This window comes from Streptomyces sp. CAI-85 (assembly GCF_013363615.1).
Lineage (GTDB): Bacteria > Actinomycetota > Actinomycetes > Streptomycetales > Streptomycetaceae > Streptomyces > Streptomyces antibioticus_B.
Genome location: NZ_JAANNX010000021.1, coordinates 24,767 through 40,772, shown reverse-complemented (window position 1 = coordinate 40,772; position 16,006 = coordinate 24,767). Strand labels below are relative to the sequence as shown.

The window sequence follows — 16,006 nt, the reverse complement described above, 5'->3', positions numbered from 1 at the left end:
AGTCACCCATGCCCCTGCGCGAACAGGCCCAGGCCCTGCTGCCCGAACTCGTCGCCCTGCGCCACGCCCTCCACCGCGAGCCGGAGACCGGCCTGCACCTCCCCCGCACCCGCGAGAAGGTCCTCGCCGCCCTCGACGGTCTGCCCCTGGAGATCCACGAGGGCAAGGCCCTCAGCTCGATCACCGCGGTCCTGCGCGGAGGGCGCCCCGGCCCGGCCGTCCTGCTGCGCGGCGACATGGACGCCCTGCCCCTCCAGGAGCGGAGCGGAGTGCCGTACGCGTCCCGGGTCGACGGGGTCATGCACGCCTGTGGTCACGACCTGCACACCACCATGCTGGCCGGCGCGGCCGGGCTGCTGGCGCCAAGGGCGTCCGAGCTGGCCGGATCCGTGGTCTTCATGTTCCAGCCGGGCGAGGAGGGCCACGACGGCGCCGACGTGATGCTCGCCGAGGGGCTGCTCGACGTGGCCGGTGTCCCCGTGAGCGCCGCGTACGCGCTCCACGTCAACGCCTCGGCCCCCGCGGGCCTGATCGCCTCCCGCCCGGGGACGGCCACCGTGGCCGGGTCCGCGATCCGCGTCGTCCTGCACGGCCGGGGCGGCCACGGCTCGATGCCGCACCACGCCGCCGACCCGGTACCGGCCACCGCCGAGCTCGTCACGGCCCTTCAGAACATGGTCACCCGGGTCACGGACGTCTTCGATCCGGTGGTGCTGAGCGTGGGTGTGCTGCGGGCCGGGACCGCGGTCAACATCATCCCGGACTCCGCCGAGATCGGCGCCACGCTGCGCACCTGCTCCGACCACATGCAGAACGAAGTGATCGGCAGGATCCGGCTGTTGAGCGAGCACATCGCGCTGGCGCACGGCTTGACCGCGGAGGTCGAGGTGGAGATGGGCTACCCCGCCACGGTCAACGACCCGGCCGAGGTCGCCCTCGCCGAGAAGGTCACCACCGACCTCTTCGGCCCCGGCCGCTGGCTCACCGCGCCGCAGCCCACCATGGGCTCGGAGGACTTCTCCCGCGTCCTGGCCGCCGTACCGGGAGCCTTCGTCGTCCTCGGCGCCTGCCCGCCCGACACCCCCGACCCGGCCACCGCCGCCCCCAACCACTCACCGCGGGCCCGCTTCGACGACTCGGTCCTGCCGGTGGGGGCGGCACTGCTGGCGGGGTTGGCGCGGGCGCGGCTGGAGGGTACGAGCTGAGGCCACCACGGCCCCCTCCCCGGCTGCGCCACCGCCTGCCAGGCGGTATGCATGTACCCCATGAGCGACAAGAAGGCGGAGCCCGGGGCCCATGCCTGAGCCACACCGCCGTCACCACCGACGCCGTCCGCTCGGCCCGCTGGTGCTCGTGCGGCACGGGCAGAGCACCGCGAACGCCGAGGGCCGCTTCACCGGCTGGGTGGACGTCCCGCTCACCCGCCACGGTGAGACCGAGGCCGTCGCGGCGGCCGGGCTGCTGGGCGCGGCCGGCCTCCTCCCCGACGTGGTGCACACGTCCGTGATGGTCCGCTCCATCCGCAGCGCCGACCTGATGCTCGCCGCCCTCGACCGGATGTGGATCCCCGTACGGCGCACCTGGCGGCTGAACGAACGGCAGTACGGCGCCCTGACCGGACGCGACAAGAGGGAGGTGAGAGCGGAGGCAGGGGGTGAGCGGTACCGGGTCTGGCGCCGGTCGACGCACGGCAGACCCGCCCCGCTCCCGCCGGCCGAGCTCGCGCGGCTGCGAGCCGACCCGCGCTATGCGGCGCTGCGCCCGGACGGCGTCCCCGCGGTGGAGAGCCTGGCGGACATGGCCGCCCGCGTCGCACCGTACTGGGCCGATGTCCTGGCCCCTCAACTACGGGAGGGGCGCACGGTGTTGGTCGTCGCCCATGGCAACGCCCTGCGCGCGCTGTGCGTGATCCTCGACCGGCTGACCGACCCCGAAGCCGCGAGACTCGACATCCCCACCGCGGCCCCGCTGCGCTACGACTTCACCACCGAGCTGCGCCCTCTGACCCGTGGCCGTGTCTACCTCGACCCCGAAACGGCCCGGGCCCGCGCGGCACTCGTGGCCGCCGAAGGCCGGCGCTGACCGCCCGCGCCGTGTCGCCGTGCCTGAGGCCGAAGATCACGGCGCGGGCAGTTGCCGGTCGAGATCCCACAGGCGTACGGCCTTGTCGGCGCTGGCCAGTGTCTTGCCGTCCGGGCTGAACGCGAGCGAGCACAGGGCACCGGAGTGGTCGGAGAGGACGGCGATCCCGTTCTGCTCGACCGGGTCCCACAGGCGTACGGTCTCGTCCTCGGCGGCGCTGGCCAGTGTCCTGCCGTCCGGGCTGAACGCCACGGCCCGGACGACGCTGGTGTGCCCGTCGAGGGTGGCGGTCTTCTCGCGGCCGGTCACGCTCCAGAGGTTCACGGAGTTGTCCCAGCAGCCGCTGGCGAGGGTCCCGCCGTCCGGACCGAACGCCACCGAGCTGACGTAGTTGGCGTGGCTGAACCGGGCGACGGACTTCCGGCCGGCCACGCTCCACAGGCGCACCGAGTTGTCCCAACTGCCGCTGGCCAGCGTCTTGCCGTCCGGACCGAACGCCACCGCCGCGACGTTGGAGTCATGCCCGTCGAGCCGTGCGAGGAGCTTTCGGTCGGCCGGGCTCCACAGGCGGAGCGAGGCGTCGAGGCCACCGCTGGCGAGCGTCTTGCCGTCCGGGCTGAAGGCGAGCGACGACACCTGCTCTTTGTGCCCCTTGAGTGTGCCGACCAGGCGTCTGTCCGCCGCGTTCCACAGATGGATGGTCCCGTCGGCGCCTCCGCCGGCGAGTGTCCGGCCGTCCGGGCTGAACGCGAGCGCCCAGAACAGGCCGGTGAGCTCGGCCGGTTCGGCGTCGCCGTCGGGGGCGGTCACGTTCCACAGGCGGACGGTGTTGTCCTCGCTCGCGCTGGCGAGGCTCTTGCCGTTCGGGCTGTAGGCCAGCGCGTACACGTTCTTGGTGTGGCCGGGGAGGCTGGTGCCGGCCCGGATCGCGTCGTCCTTCGTGTCGGACTTCCAGGCCCACCACCCGCCGGTCGCCCCGATCGCGACGGTGGCGCCGGCGAGGAGGAGGGTCCGTCGGCTCGGTCCGCCCGGCGCGGCGGACGTCGAGGGGCGTCGTCGTGCCGACGCTGCCGGACGGGTCGGGGGGTGGACCGCGTTCGGCGGCTGGGCGGGTGCGGTGACGGTGGACCGTTGGTGGATCTGCCGGGGCGGGGCGGGTGGCTGCGGATCGCGCAGTGTGGGCGGGTGGTGCAGGGCGGTCAGCCGTACGGCGAGTGCCGCCGCGGTGGGTCGCTTGCCGGGGTCCTTGGCCAGCAACTCCTCCAGGAGTGGGCCGAGTTCTCCCGCGTGCCGGGGCGGCGGCAGGGGCTTGGCGAGGATCGCGTGGAACAACGGCATCAGGCTCGGCGCGTCGAAGGGCACGTTTCCCTCGACGGCGGCGTAGAGGGTGGCGCCCAGGGACCACAGGTCGCCGGACGCGGCCGCGTCCCCGCCCTCGATCTGCTCGGGCGGCATGAACTGGGGCGTGCCGACCACGGCCCCCGTACGGGTCAGTCTGGTTCCGGCGGAACCGTCCAGGACGCGGGCGATACCGAAGTCGGTGATGATCGTGCGCCGGTCCTGGACGAGGACGTTGTCGGGCTTGAGGTCACGGTGCACCACGCCCGCGGCATGGGCGTGCGCGAGCGCGTCGGCCATCTGCGCCCCGATCGCGGCGACGCGCCGCCACGGCAGCCGGCCCTCCTGCGCGACGAGTCCGGCCAGGGAGGGGCCGGAGACGTACTCCATGACGATCCAGGGCACGTCCGCGTCCCTGACGACGTCGTGGACCGTGATGATGCCGGGATGGCCGAGTTTGGCGGCGACCTCGGCCTCACGCAGCGTGCGCCGGACGAGCTGCGCGCGGTCCCCGGGCGGCAGTCCGTCGGGCAGCAGGACCTCTTTGACCGCGACCTGGCGGTTCAGCGTCTCGTCGACACCGCGCCACACCCGGCCCATTCCGCCCTGGCCGATCAGCGCGACCAACCGGTACCGGCCGCCCACCAGGCGCCCCTCGTCCCCCACCATGGCCGTCACTCTACGTCTGACGATCTTCACCCAGGTGGTCTTCGGTGCATTGCCGTCGTGTGCGGAGAGCAGCAGCGTCGTCAGCGTAAATATCCGACGCCGAAAGAGTGACCATGAAGCTCATACGCTCCCCCTTCACCCACCGGATCCTCGCGCCGGCGGCGCTCCTGCCCGCGGCGGTTCTCGCGGTCGCCACGGCCGGCAGCGCCGTGGCGTCCGAGCGCGGTGGCGGCAGTGCCGAGTCCCAGGACGGCGGCAAACCGACGGTCGTCCTCGTGCACGGAGCCTGGGCGGACGCCTCCGGCTGGGACGAGGTCAGCGAGAGCCTGCGGGCGCAGGGGTATCCCGTGGTCGCCACGGCCAACCCGTTGCGGAGCCTCTCCGGCGACGCCGCCTACCTCGCCGCCCGCCTCAAGACGATCAAGGGCCCGATCGTCCTGGTCGGCCATTCCTACGGCGGCGCGGTCATCACCAACGCCGCCGCCGGGAACCCGAACGTCAAGTCCCTCGTCTACATCGCCGCCTTCGTGCCGGACAAGGGCGAGGACACGCTCAAGCTGGCCGCGAAGTTCCCGGGAAGCCATCTGTCGGACGACCCCAACGCACCGCTGCCCACCGCCCTGGACGCGGTTCCGCTCGGCTCCGGGCCCACCGACGTCGACCTCTACATCAAGGCCGACAAGTTCAGCGACGTGTTCCTGAGCGACCGGCTCGACAAGGCCAAGGCCGCCGCCCTGGCCGCCTCCCAGCGCCCGGTCACGCCGATCGCGGGCGCCGAGCCCTCCAAGGCGGCCGCGTGGAAGACGATCCCGTCCTGGTACCTCGTCGCCACGGACGACCGCACGATCGGCACCGAGAACCTGCGGTTCATGGCCAAGCGCGCCGGCTCCACCACGGTCGAGGTCGACGCCCCGCACGCGGTCCTGGAGACCAACCCCGACGCCGTAACCCACCTGATCCTCCAGGCCGCCCACGACAACCGCCCCAGCCTGGCGAAGACCGGCACCTCCACGACACGGACCGCGGCCCTCGGGGGTGCGGCCGCGCTGGCGGTCGCGGCGGGAGCGGTGCTCGTGATCCGCACGCGGCGGTCGGGCTCCGGTGCCTGACGACGGGAGCGGTGTCGTCAGCCCTGCTTGATCGCGGAGATGTCGAACTCCAGGACGACCTTGTCGCCGACCAGGACGCCGCCGCCTTCCAGGGCCGCGTTCCAGGAGACGCCGAACTCCTTGCGGGAGATGGTCACCGAGCCTTCGAGGCCGACGCGCTGGTTGCCGTAGGGGTCGACGGCGTTGCCGGTGTACTCGAAGTCGATGGTGACCGGCTTGGTGGTGTCCTTGACGGTGAGGTCGCCCGTGACCTGGTACTCCGCGTCGGACTTCTTCACGACCCCGGTGGTGCGGAAGGTGATGTCGGGGAAGTTGGGCGCGTCCAGGAAGTCGTTGGTGCGCAGGTGCTGGTCGCGCTGTTCGACGCCGGTGTCGATGCTCTTGGCCTTGATGACCACCTCGGCGGTGGACTTGGCCGGGTCGGCGCCGTCCAGGTGCGCGGTGCCCTCGAACTCGTGGAAGGCGCCGCGCACCTTGGTGACCATGGCGTGGCGGGCGACGAAACCGATCCGGGTGTGGGCCGGGTCGAGGACGTAGTCACCGGTCAGCTCAGAGAGTGCGTCGGTCATTGTCAGCTACCTCCGTAGGGTCCGGATCCCGACGGCGGTCCGCCGGGATCGTTCCCGGCTCACGCTAGGCGGCGGGCGCGCGCCGCCCCGGCCGAACGCGCGCGGCCGGGGCGGATTGCACCCTGACCGGTGACTGCACCCGGGCGAGCGGAGGCCGATACGGCCGGTGCGCCAAGGTTCATTCCGGGGTTCAGGAGGTGAGGACGGAGTCGTCCTCCGGACGGGCGCCGGGCAGCCGGAAGCGGGCGGCGATGAGCGCGGCGTCGATGTCCCGGGTCCCGGTGGCCACGCAGAGCGTGTACGCGACGTCGTCCATGCGCTGACGCACCTCCGTGCTGCTGCCCTCCTCCGCGTGGAGGATCCGCAGCGCCTCGTACTGCTCGATCAGGTCCCGGAGGATCACGGGGTGGGCCATCAACATCGAAAAATTCCTCTCCTCTCGCGACACAGCGCGTGCGTCACACACGGACCACCTGCCCACGCATGCCACCCTCATGCACTCCTTAGGAGCAGTGCGAACGGGGACGAGGCGCCGTCGGCGTACGAGCACTTCGACAACCGGGACGACGGCTGGACGAAGGTGGTTTTGCACCCCGACGGCCACCGCTGAGGCGGGCCCCGCCCGAAGTCGGTGCGCGTCAGGAGCCGTGCAGGGTGCGGTGCGGTGCGGTGAGTGGCCGTAGCAGTCGCGGTACACAGCGGCGAAGCGGCCGGGGTGGTGGAAGCCCCACCGGGCGGCGATGTCGGTGACCGTGGCGCCCTCACCGGGGTCGGCGGCGAGCAGGTCCCGATGGGCGTGGGACAGGCGCACCCTGCGCAGATGGGCGAGCGGTGTCGTGTCGAGGTGCCGGCGGAAGGCGTACTGAAGGGCGCGGACGGTCACATGGGCCGCGGCGGCGATCTCGGCGACGGTGACGGGTCGGTCGGCGTGGTCCTCGATGTGTGCCAGCGCCCGGCGCAACGCGGCGGGGCGGGCGTCCTGGCGATCGGAGCCGGTCGGCTCGGTCAGCGCGGTGCTCGGGAAGGCGGCCGACACGCTCGCGGCGAGGTGCTGGGCGGCCGTGGAGGCGACCAGGGGCTGGTCGGCGACGGCGGACACGGCCCGCAAGGTGGCGGCGGACGTCCTGCGGTGGGCCGACTCGGGACGGCTGCCGGACAGGATCGGCCCCGCTCTGCACGAGGCCCTGACGACCGCCGGTCCGGCCCGCCCCGGGCGCGTCCTCATCCACTGCACGCACCCGGCACCGGCCGGGGACTCGGAAGCGCCCGAACCGACGTGCGTCGGCACCGACGGGCAGCCCGGCTAGACCCTGGCCGGCCGATCAAATTCGCAGTGCAATGAAGGGCGGCCGCAGTGATGGCTGGGCCGAGGAAGACACACGCGCCGGTGCCGGACCCAGTGTGGCCGCGACTGCTCGACCGGGCACCGTTCGGCCAACTGTCCGAGCTGCGCGTGGCGTTGATCGAGGAAGTGCCGATGCTGGTCCTGCGGATCCCGCGATTCCGGCGGCGAACGCGGCCTCCGTCCACCTGCGACGACATGGCCTCGCGGGCGGGCGCGGTCGTGGCCTGTTGTGGACGCCGGCGCATGGTGCGGGCGGTGCCGAGGGGGCGGCGGGGTACTCGCGGGTGCGTCGCCGACGGAACGACCGTCGGCACGTTCGCCACTTTCATCGCTTTCATCGCTTGAGGAAGAGGACCACATGCTCCGAGTCCTGTACCGCGCAGCACTCCCCGCCGTCGGCGTCCTGGCGCTCGGCGTCGTGCCCGCCGCGCATGCCGAGGCCGCATCCGCGCAGGCCGAGCCCTGCGTACAGAAGTTAGCCGTGGTCAACAACGCGGGCTTCGTACTCTCGTGGTCGGCGAGCACTCGCACCGGTGAGCAGTCCGCGTCGACCGACGCCTACCCCATCAACCAGACCCGGACGATCGATCTGAACACCACGTCGTTCCCGGAGGGCACCGAGATCCGCCCCTTCGTGCGGGCCACGGGCGGGACCTCCAACTACGGCAACTCGTACGTCTCGTACTGCGACAACGGCCAGACGGCGACGTACACCGTCACCGGCACCACGCTGGACTACTCGGTCACCTTGCTGAACTGACCCGCCTGGTCTGAGGTCTGTGGCCCGTTGCCGGGCCGGCCATGTCTGGTGGCTCCGGCAGCGGGCTCAGTTCGGTCTTCGTCCTGTACCGCCGTCTTCACGCGCGAGCAGTGGCTTGCCACGCAGCGGTGACGCACCCCTCTTCCCAGTGCCACCACTCCTTGGTCTCACCGTGCTCCAACAGTTCGCGGATTTTGGGCAGGTCCGCCTGCGGCGGGACGTCCAAGGCGACCATCCGGAACCGCTCGATGCCTTCGCCCGTCGTGCCGAGGCGGTGGAAGACCTCGAGCACGCTCTGCCGGGCGGCGGCGGAGCCGTCGTCCTTCAGCACGATGAGGCGGATGGTGCAGTTCTGCGAGGGGTGAACTGTTTCGCCGGCCCAGAGAACACCGTCATCATCCGGCTGCACCTTGATGATGTCGCCGCAGGCGACTCCACGGACGAACCACGGCGTGTTGTCCAGCCGCACCGTACCGTCGCCGAGATCAACCGCCCATAGGCTCTCGACGCTCGCAGGGGGCCAGCCGTCCTCGTCTATGTCCATGCGGAAATGGACCTTCACGTGGTCCTTGCTGATGTTGGTCACCGAGCCATCATCCACGCAGACACACAGGCACCGTTTCGCGTGGGCCCGCACGCCAAGCCGTCCTGGGCAGGAAACGCAATGCCATTCCAACCTCCGTGAGCGGGATCGGCTTCCCCGGTACCCCTGCGCGCGCCCGCGACACTCAGCCGGGCTCGGCGGCAACCACGGCAGCCGCGGTCCGGGAACGGCGCCGCGTCCCGGCCGGTGTGGTGAGTACGGCGAGGCAGCCGACGACCAGGGCGACGCCGAGCCATCCGGGCAGGGGCAGCCGTTCGCCGACCACGGCGACGGCCAGTACGGCGGCGACGGCTGGTTCGAGCAGGGAGAGGGTGGTGGCCGTGCTCGCCGGCACGTGGGCGAGACCCCAGCCGAACAGGACGTAGCCGAGGAACATCGGGACGAGGGCCATGTAGGTGCCGACGGCGGCGTTGGACCAGGAGTCGAGGAGTGGGGCGCCGGTGGCCAGGAGCACCGGCATCAGGAGCAGGCCGCCGATCCCGAATACGGCGCCCATGGCGGCGGACGATCCGACGCCGTCGCTGATCAGTCGGTGGGCGGCCCAGGAGTAGAGGGCGTAGGTGAATCCGGCGACCAGGCCGAGGCCGACGCCGAGCACCGTCGCTCCGGCGGAACCCGCCCCGGTACCGGTGGACGCGTGGGCCGCTTCGGCCGCGCACAGCAGCACCGTGCCGGCCAGGCCGAGCGCGGCGCCGGTCGTCCAGCGGCGCGTGAGACGGCGTCCGTCGACGGTGCGCTCGATGAGCGCCGAGGCGAGGGGGGCCGAGCCGATCGACACGACGGTTCCGGTGGCTACGCCGGCGAGGTGCATGGAGCTGTAGAAGGCCAGCGGGTAGAGCCCCACCGCGAGGGCCCCGAGCAGTACGGCACCGCGCCGTGCGCGCAGGCCGGCCGCCTCGCGGCGGATACGCGGTGCGGCGACGAGGGCTTGGAGCAGTCCGCCGAGGCCCATGGCGAACGCGCCGATCGCGAGTGGACCCACGTCCGGGGCGAACGTCGCGGCGGTGCCCATGGTGCCCCACAGCACCGACGCCAGGAGGACGCACAGCGGACCGGTCAGGGGTCCGGTGCGGTGCTTCACAGTCGGTCCAGGAGATCGGCGGCCATCGAGCGAGCGTGTTCCAGACGGGTGTCCGCGCCCTCCAGGCCTGCGCGGGCCATCGCGCCTTCCAGCAGGAACGACAGGTGCTCCGCCGTGGCGCGCGCCCGCTCGGGGTGATCGGGCAGAAGCTCTTCGAGGTGTCCGGCGAGCAGGTCCTCGACCTCCTCCTTGTGGCGGCGCACCACCGTCCGACCCTCGTCGCCCGCAGGCAGTTCGGCAGCGGCGTTCAGCAGACCGCAGCCCCGGAACCCGTGCTCGTAGGCGAAGTTGGCGTGATCGGCGTAGGCGTCGAAGACGGCCAGTACGGCGCCGCGCGGGTCGGCGACTGCGGCCAGCCGCCGCTGGTACAGGTCCAGCCACTCCTCGTGCCGCGCTTCCAGGTACGCCATGACCAGGTCGGCCTTGGAGGAGAAGTTGTTGTACAGACTCATCTTCGCCACGCCCGCCTCGGCGGTGATCGCATCGATCCCGGTGGCCGACACGCCATCCGCGTAGAAGCGCCGCGCGGCGGCAGCAAGCAGCCTCTCCCGCGCGGCACCGCGTCGTCGGCGGGGCGACGGTGCGGCAGCCTCGATCTCGGTCATGACACCCTTCCCACTAATTAGGTAGACCAGTCTACCTACAGAGCGGGGTCAGACCACACGGTCACGGAACCGCTGGAAGGCGCGCCAGCCCGACGCCTGCCCAGGAACTATCAGGTCCCCTTCCGTCAGGTCGAGGACCTTGCACCGCAGAGCCTCAGCCAGACGGAAGACGGGCCTCAGCGCGTCGTCACCGGAACCCCGGACGTGAAGCATGATCGAGTCCACCGGGTCTGAGCCGATGTTGAGCTCGATGGACCATGTGAGGCCGGACAGTTCGCCCCACGTGGGGTCCGAGAGATCGACTTCGGGAACGGCCTGCTTGACGGTCACGAGTACATCGGATTGCCTGCCCAGCGGCGCCGAAGTGCAGTCAGCGGGAAGCTCATGCAACGAGCCGACACCCTCGGGCAGGCGGAGGAGGAGTACGTCCCAGCTCATGGTGGCCTTTACCTTTCGGACGTGACAGGGGTCGGGGCGCAGAGCGACGGGTCAGAGGAGGCTGAGCTGCTCCCGACGTCCCAAGTGCCCATAGTCTCTCCCGATCATGGCGCAGGCTGGGAAAGCCTTGTAGAAGCGACTGACATCGACGCCGACGCTCAGACGTCGGGGAATTGCCGGCCGCCAGCCTGGTCGCCGGGAGAGCCATGCACGTCGCCCTCACGGGTGGTTTTCGGCCGTTCTGTCAGGATGTCGGTCGAGCGGGGTGACGGCCGCCTATTCTTCTACACGCATGTAGATAGAGCGAAGGGGTGGCCCGGATGGTTCCGGTCTCGGCGTCGAAGGGGGTCTCGGACAAGGACGGTGAACTCCTTCCTCTCTCGCGAACAACCCGTACGTACACATGAAGGAGTGAACGCCACGATGGTGTTCAAGCGGCTGCTCGGCTCGCTCGGGGTGGGTGGGCCCACCGTGGACACGGTCCTCGACCCGGGCGCGGTCATGCCCGGTGGGCAACTCGGCGGTCAGGTCCAACTCAAGGGCGGTGACGCCGACTTCACGGTCGAGCGCATCACCCTGGAGCTGGTGGCCCGCGTCGAGGCCGAGCATGACGGTGGGGAGTCCGAGGGCGCGGTCGTCTTCGAACGGTTCACCGTCGGGGGCGGTTTCCGGCTCGCCGCCGGTGAACTGCACAGCGTGCCGTTCAGCGTGACGGTGCCCTGGGAGACCCCCGTCACCGAGCTGCACGGGCAGGCTCTGGGCGTCGTACTCGGCGTGCGCACCGAGCTGGCGATCTCCGGCGCCAAGGACAAGGGTGACCTCGACCAGCTTGCCGTGCGGCCACTGCCCGTCCAGGAGGCGGTACTTGAGGCGCTCGGCCGGCTCGGCTTCGGCTTCAAGTCCGCGGACCTGGAACTGGGGCGTATCAGCGGGACCGGTCAGCAACTGCCCTTCTATCAGGAGATCGAGCTGACCCCGGCGCCTCAATACGCCCACCAGGTCAACGAGATCGAGGTGACCTTCCTCGCGAGTCCGGGCGGCGTCGACATCATCCTGGAGGCCGACAAGCGCGGCGGGCTCTTCTCCGACGGCCACGACGCCGTGAGCCGTTTCACCGTCGGCCACCAAGGCGTCGAGCAGGTCGACTGGAACGCCGAAGTCGACGGCTGGATCCGCCAGTTGGTCGAGCATCATCACCACCACACCCACAGCAGCCACCACGACGATCACGATCACGGTCACGGTCACCGCTCCGGCCCCGGCATCGGCACCGCCGTCGCGGCCGGTGCGGCCGGGCTCGCCGTCGGGGTCGTCGGCGGCATGGTCGCGGCCGAAGTCATCGACGAGGTGGGCGACTTCTTCGAAGGCGACGACGAGGAGGACCAGGAGGGCGGCGAGGACTGACGAAGGTCACCCCCTACTGAACCCGCCCCCTACTGAACCGCCCCCTCCCGCCCCGCCGCCCTCCGCACCGCCAGCACCATCGTCAGTCCCCCACCCGGCGTGTCCTCCGCGTGCAGGCTGCCGCCGATGGCCTCCGCGAAGCCCAGGGCGACCGCCAGGCCGAGGCCGACGCCGTTGCCGCGGGGGGCGTCGCCGTGGCGTTGGAAGGGTTCGAAGATGCGGGGCTTGGCCTCGTCGGGGACACCGGGGCCGCGGTCCACGACGCGGACCTCCACCCGGTCGGCGACGGCGCTCGCGGAGACCAGGACGCGCTGCCCGGGTGGGCTGTACTTGACGGCGTTCTCCACGACGTTGGCGACCGAGCGTTCCAGGAGGCCGCGGTCGACGTCCACCATGGGCAGGGTCTCCGGGATGTCCAGGTCCACGCTGTCCTCGGGGACACCGCCGAGCGCCATCGGGATCACCTCGTCGAGGTCGGTCTCGCGGATGATCGGGGTGACGGTGCCGGTCTGGAGCCGGGACATGTCGAGCAGGTTGCCGACCAGGTGGTCGAGCCGGTCGGCGCCGTCCTCGATGGCCTCCAGGAGTTCCGCCCGGTCCCGCTCGGACCACTCGACGTCGTCGGAGCGCAGGGAGGTGACCGCCGCCTTGATGCCGGCGAGCGGGGTGCGCAGGTCGTGGCTGACGGCGGCGAGCAGGGCGGTGCGGATGCGGTTGCCCTCGGCGAGTTCCTCGGCACGGTCCGCTTCCTCCTGAAGGCGCCGGCGGTCCACGACCACCGCCGCCTGGGCGGCGAAGGCGGCCAGGACCCGGCGGTCCGCGGCGGGGAGCACCCGGCCGGACAGGGCCAGCGCCATCCGGTCGCCGACCGGGACGTCGACGTCCGCCTCGTCGGGCACGGCGCAGGGGCGGGGGCCGACGCTGCCCGCGCGGGTCCAGGGCGCCACGTCGCTCTCGCGCTCCAGCAGCGCCACCGACTCCATGCCGAAGGTCTCGCGGACCCGTTCCAGCAGGGCGTCGAGGCTGGTCTCGCCGCGCAGGACATGGCCGGCGAGGAAGGAGAGGATCTCCGACTCGGCGCGCGCCCGCGCCGCCTGGTCGGTGCGCCGGGCGGCGAGGTCCACGACCGACGCGACGGCCACGGCGACCCCGACGAAGACCGCGATGGCGACGATGTTCTGCGGGTCGGCGATGGTCAGGGTGTGGGCGGGCGGGCTGAAGAACCAGTTGAGCAGCAGCGAGCCCACCACCGCGGACGCCAGCGCCGGGAGCAGCCCGCCCAGCAGGGCCGCCGCGACCGTCAGCGTCAGGAACAGCAGCATGTCGTTGGCGAGGCCGACGTCCGGGACGACGGCCGTAAGGAGCCAGGTGAACAGGACGGGGCCGAGGACGCCGACCAGCCAGCCGGCGACGACCCGGGACCGTCCGAGGCGGGCGCCGCGTGCCGTCGGCAGTCCGCGTCCCTTGCCCGCCTGGCCGTGCGTGATGAGGTGGACGTCGAGGTCGGGCCCGGAGTCGCGGGCCACGGTCGCGCCGACGCCGGGTCCGAAGACGTACTGCCAGCTCCGGCGGCGGGAGACGCCGAGCACGATCTGTGTGGCGTTCACGCCCCGCGCGAAGTCGAGGAGGGCGGCGGGGATGTCGTCGCCGACGACATGGTGGAAGGTGCCGCCGAGGTCCTCGACCAGCGTGCGCTGGAGGGCCAGTTCCTTGGGCGAGGCGGCGGTGAGGCCGTCGCTGCGGGAGATGTAGACGGCGAGCACCTCGCCGCCCGCGCCCTTCTCGGCGAGCCGCGCGGCACGTCGTACGAGTGTGCGTCCTTCGGGGCCGCCGGTCAGGCCGACGACGATCCGCTCGCGCGAGCCCCAGATCGCCGACACCCGGTGCGCGCTGCGGTACTCGTTCAGATACTCGTCGACCCGGTCGGCCACCCACAGCAGCGCCAGTTCGCGCAGCGCGGTGAGGTTGCCGGGACGGAAGTAGTGGGAGAGGGCCGCGTCGACCTTGTCCGGCCGGTAGACGTTGCCGTGCGCCATACGGCGGCGCAGCGCCTCCGGGGACATGTCGACCAGCTCGATCTGGTCGGCACGCCGTACGACCTCGTCGGGGACGGTCTCGCGCTGCCGGACCCCGGTGATCGACTCGACCACGTCGCCGAGCGACTCCAGGTGCTGGATGTTGACGGTGGAGACGACGTCGATGCCCGCGGCGAGCAGTTCCTCCACGTCCTGCCAGCGCTTGGCGTTGCGCGAGCCGGGCACATTGGTGTGGGCCAGCTCGTCGACGAGGGCGACGGCGGGGGCGCGCCGCAGGACGGCGTCCACGTCCATCTCGGTGAACGGCGCGCCGCGGTAGGCGAGTTCACGGCGCGGGACCTGTTCGAGGCCGTGCAGCATCACCTCGGTGCGCGGCCGGTCGTGGTGTTCCACGAAGGCGACGACGCAGTCGGTGCCGCGCTCGACCCGGCGGTGCGCCTCCGAGAGCATCGCGTAGGTCTTGCCGACGCCCGGTGCCGCGCCGAGGTAGATCCGGAGCTTGCCGCGTGCCATGTCGTTCCTCGGTGTGGCTATGGGGTTGGGGTTCCGGGGCCGTCGCGGGGTCACGCTTCGAAGCGGTAGCCCATGCCCGGCTCGGTGATCAGATAGCGGGGGTGGGAGGGGTCGTTCTCCAGTTTGCGGCGGAGTTGGGCCATGTAGACGCGCAGGTAGTTGCTCTTGTTGCGCTGCGAGATGCCCCAGACCTCCTGGAGGAGGTGCTTCTGTGTCACGAGTTGGCCCGGGTGGGTGACCAGGATCTCCAGCAGATGCCACTCGGTCGGGGTGAGCCGTACGTCCTGCCCGCCCCGGACGACCTTCTTGGCCAGCAGGTCGATGGTGAAGCCGTCCGTCTCGACCAGCGAGGTCTCGGGGGCGACCGGGACGTCCTCGGTGCGCCGGACGGCGGCGCGCAGCCGGGCGAGGAGTTCGTCCATGCTGAACGGCTTGGTGATGTAGTCGTCCGCGCCGGCGTCGAGCGCGGACACCTTCTCGCTCGACGACTGCCGGGCGGACAGCACCAGGATCGGCGCCCGGGTCCAGCCGCGCAGGGCCCTGATGACCTCGACGCCGTCCATGTCGGGCAGGCCGAGGTCCAGCAGGACCACGTCGGGCTGGCGGGCGGCGGCCAGCCGCAGGGCCGTGGCCCCGTCGGGGGCGGCGTCCACGCCGTAGTGGCGCGCCTGCAAGTTGATCACCAGGGCCCGCACGAGCTGCGGGTTGTCCTCCACCACGAGCACCCGGGTCATGGGTGTGTGCCTCTCCTGTCGTTCGCCGGGCCCGAGCGGGACGCGGTCAGTTCCGTGCCATGAGGTCCCTCAGGGCGATGTTGAGCCCCAGCACGTTCACCCGCGGCTCACCGATGAAGCCGAGCGTACGGCCCTCGGTGTGCTCCGCCACGAGCCGCCGCACCTCGGCGACGGGCAGCCCGTTGCGCTGCGCCACCCGATGGACCTGGAGTCCGGCGTACGACGGTGAGATGTCGGGGTCGAGGCCGGAGCCGGAGGAGGTGACCGCGTCGGCGGGGACGTCCGACGGCTTCACGGTGTGGCCGGGCACCGAGTTGTCCCGGACGACGGCCGCCTTGGCGTCCTTGACCCAACGGATCAGCTCGGCGTTGTCGCCGGACCGGTTGGTGGCACCGGACAGGATGATCGAGTACTGGGTGTTGACGCTGTTGGTGCCGAGGCCGTTCTGCGGTCGGCCCTGGAACCACCGCAGGTCGGCGGCCGGGGTCTCCTCCCCCTCCTTGAGCGGCAGGTGGTACGCCTGGCCGATCAGGGCGGAGCCGACGACCTTGCCGCCGGAGGTGATCTCCGAGCCGTTCGCCTTGTCGCCGAACAGGCCCTGGGCGATGCCCGTGACGGCGAGCGGGTAGACCACGCCCGTCACCAGGGTCAGCACGAGGAGGGCGCGCAGGCCCGCCCCCAGCAGCCGGGCGGTGTTGGTCACAGAGTTGTTCATGGCG

General features: G+C 71.6%; 16 protein-coding genes and 1 pseudogene. 6 read left to right on the top strand and 11 right to left on the bottom strand.

Features of this window, described 5'->3' with window-relative positions; genetic code table 11:
* Nucleotides 1–8: 8 nt before the first annotated feature.
* Nucleotides 9–1,205: a M20 family metallopeptidase gene (locus G6W55_RS22425; protein ID WP_175522617.1), complete on the top strand. Its 1,197-nt coding sequence runs from the start codon at nucleotides 9–11 to the stop codon at nucleotides 1,203–1,205.
* Nucleotides 1,206–1,296: 91 nt separating this feature from the next.
* Entirely contained in the window at nucleotides 1,297–2,082 is a 786-nt protein-coding gene (locus G6W55_RS22420; RefSeq protein WP_175522616.1) for a 2,3-diphosphoglycerate-dependent phosphoglycerate mutase, read from the top strand.
* 36 nt (nucleotides 2,083–2,118) lie between these two features.
* Here G6W55_RS22420 and G6W55_RS22415 read toward each other — a convergent pair whose 3' ends face one another.
* Nucleotides 2,119–4,089 carry a WD40 repeat domain-containing serine/threonine protein kinase gene (locus tag G6W55_RS22415; protein ID WP_175522615.1) on the bottom strand — a complete coding sequence of 657 codons (1,971 nt, stop codon included), beginning with the start codon at nucleotides 4,087–4,089 and terminating at the stop codon, nucleotides 2,119–2,121.
* Nucleotides 4,090–4,202: 113 nt separating this feature from the next.
* Here G6W55_RS22415 and G6W55_RS22410 point away from each other — a divergent pair, with 113 nt between their 5' ends.
* Nucleotides 4,203–5,198: an alpha/beta fold hydrolase gene (locus tag G6W55_RS22410; protein ID WP_175522614.1), complete on the top strand. Its 996-nt coding sequence runs from the start codon at nucleotides 4,203–4,205 to the stop codon at nucleotides 5,196–5,198.
* A 17-nt stretch (nucleotides 5,199–5,215) separates the two neighbouring features.
* On the opposite strand, the gene G6W55_RS22405 is transcribed toward G6W55_RS22410, so the two are convergent.
* From G6W55_RS22405 to G6W55_RS22395, 3 genes and pseudogenes are all read right to left on the bottom strand, one after another.
* Nucleotides 5,216–5,767: a YceI family protein gene (locus tag G6W55_RS22405; protein ID WP_030797274.1), complete on the bottom strand. Its 552-nt coding sequence runs from the start codon at nucleotides 5,765–5,767 to the stop codon at nucleotides 5,216–5,218.
* Between the two features lie 190 nt (nucleotides 5,768–5,957).
* Nucleotides 5,958–6,188 (bottom strand): DUF5133 domain-containing protein, encoded by a 231-nt coding sequence (locus tag G6W55_RS22400; RefSeq protein WP_030797276.1) that lies wholly within the window; start codon nucleotides 6,186–6,188, stop codon nucleotides 5,958–5,960.
* A gap of 249 nt (nucleotides 6,189–6,437) precedes the next feature.
* Nucleotides 6,438–6,803: pseudogene (locus G6W55_RS22395) on the bottom strand (helix-turn-helix transcriptional regulator); the annotation flags it as partial.
* Nucleotides 6,804–6,828: 25 nt separating this feature from the next.
* On the opposite strand from G6W55_RS22395, the gene G6W55_RS38830 reads away from it, so the two are divergent.
* Both G6W55_RS38830 and G6W55_RS22390 read left to right on the top strand, forming a co-directional pair.
* Nucleotides 6,829–7,074 carry a hypothetical protein gene (locus tag G6W55_RS38830; RefSeq protein ID WP_254876374.1) on the top strand — a complete coding sequence of 82 codons (246 nt, stop codon included), beginning with the start codon at nucleotides 6,829–6,831 and terminating at the stop codon, nucleotides 7,072–7,074.
* A 396-nt stretch (nucleotides 7,075–7,470) separates the two neighbouring features.
* The gene (locus G6W55_RS22390) at nucleotides 7,471–7,872 is read left to right on the top strand and encodes a hypothetical protein (protein WP_175522613.1); all 402 of its coding nucleotides are present in this window, start codon (nucleotides 7,471–7,473) and stop codon (nucleotides 7,870–7,872) included.
* A 97-nt stretch (nucleotides 7,873–7,969) separates the two neighbouring features.
* Here the strand turns inward: G6W55_RS22390 and G6W55_RS22385 are convergent, their stop codons facing one another.
* From G6W55_RS22385 to G6W55_RS22370, 4 genes are all read right to left on the bottom strand, one after another.
* Entirely contained in the window at nucleotides 7,970–8,458 is a 489-nt protein-coding gene (locus tag G6W55_RS22385) for a DUF4265 domain-containing protein (protein ID WP_175522612.1), read from the bottom strand.
* Between the two features lie 142 nt (nucleotides 8,459–8,600).
* The gene (locus G6W55_RS22380; protein WP_217687240.1) at nucleotides 8,601–9,488 is read right to left on the bottom strand and encodes an EamA family transporter; all 888 of its coding nucleotides are present in this window, start codon (nucleotides 9,486–9,488) and stop codon (nucleotides 8,601–8,603) included.
* A 65-nt stretch (nucleotides 9,489–9,553) separates the two neighbouring features.
* On the bottom strand, nucleotides 9,554–10,162 hold the full coding sequence (locus G6W55_RS22375) for a TetR/AcrR family transcriptional regulator (protein WP_175522610.1): 609 nt from the start codon (nucleotides 10,160–10,162) through the stop codon (nucleotides 9,554–9,556).
* A 48-nt stretch (nucleotides 10,163–10,210) separates the two neighbouring features.
* Nucleotides 10,211–10,600, bottom strand: coding sequence for a hypothetical protein (locus G6W55_RS22370; protein WP_175522609.1), 390 nt, complete (start codon nucleotides 10,598–10,600; stop codon nucleotides 10,211–10,213).
* Nucleotides 10,601–11,023: 423 nt separating this feature from the next.
* On the opposite strand from G6W55_RS22370, the gene G6W55_RS22365 reads away from it, so the two are divergent.
* Entirely contained in the window at nucleotides 11,024–12,004 is a 981-nt protein-coding gene (locus tag G6W55_RS22365; protein WP_175522665.1) for a sporulation protein, read from the top strand.
* 29 nt (nucleotides 12,005–12,033) lie between these two features.
* Here G6W55_RS22365 and G6W55_RS22360 read toward each other — a convergent pair whose 3' ends face one another.
* Genes G6W55_RS22360 through G6W55_RS22350 form a run of 3 tightly spaced genes read right to left on the bottom strand, consistent with a single transcriptional unit; the run spans nucleotide 12,034 to nucleotide 16,002 of the window.
* Nucleotides 12,034–14,553 carry a DUF4118 domain-containing protein gene (locus G6W55_RS22360; RefSeq protein ID WP_175522608.1) on the bottom strand — a complete coding sequence of 840 codons (2,520 nt, stop codon included), beginning with the start codon at nucleotides 14,551–14,553 and terminating at the stop codon, nucleotides 12,034–12,036.
* Nucleotides 14,554–14,603: 50 nt separating this feature from the next.
* Nucleotides 14,604–15,287 carry a response regulator gene (locus G6W55_RS22355; protein WP_030797302.1) on the bottom strand — a complete coding sequence of 228 codons (684 nt, stop codon included), beginning with the start codon at nucleotides 15,285–15,287 and terminating at the stop codon, nucleotides 14,604–14,606.
* 46 nt (nucleotides 15,288–15,333) lie between these two features.
* Nucleotides 15,334–16,002, bottom strand: coding sequence for a potassium-transporting ATPase subunit C (locus tag G6W55_RS22350; protein ID WP_030797303.1), 669 nt, complete (start codon nucleotides 16,000–16,002; stop codon nucleotides 15,334–15,336).
* Nucleotides 16,003–16,006: the final 4 nt, after the last annotated feature.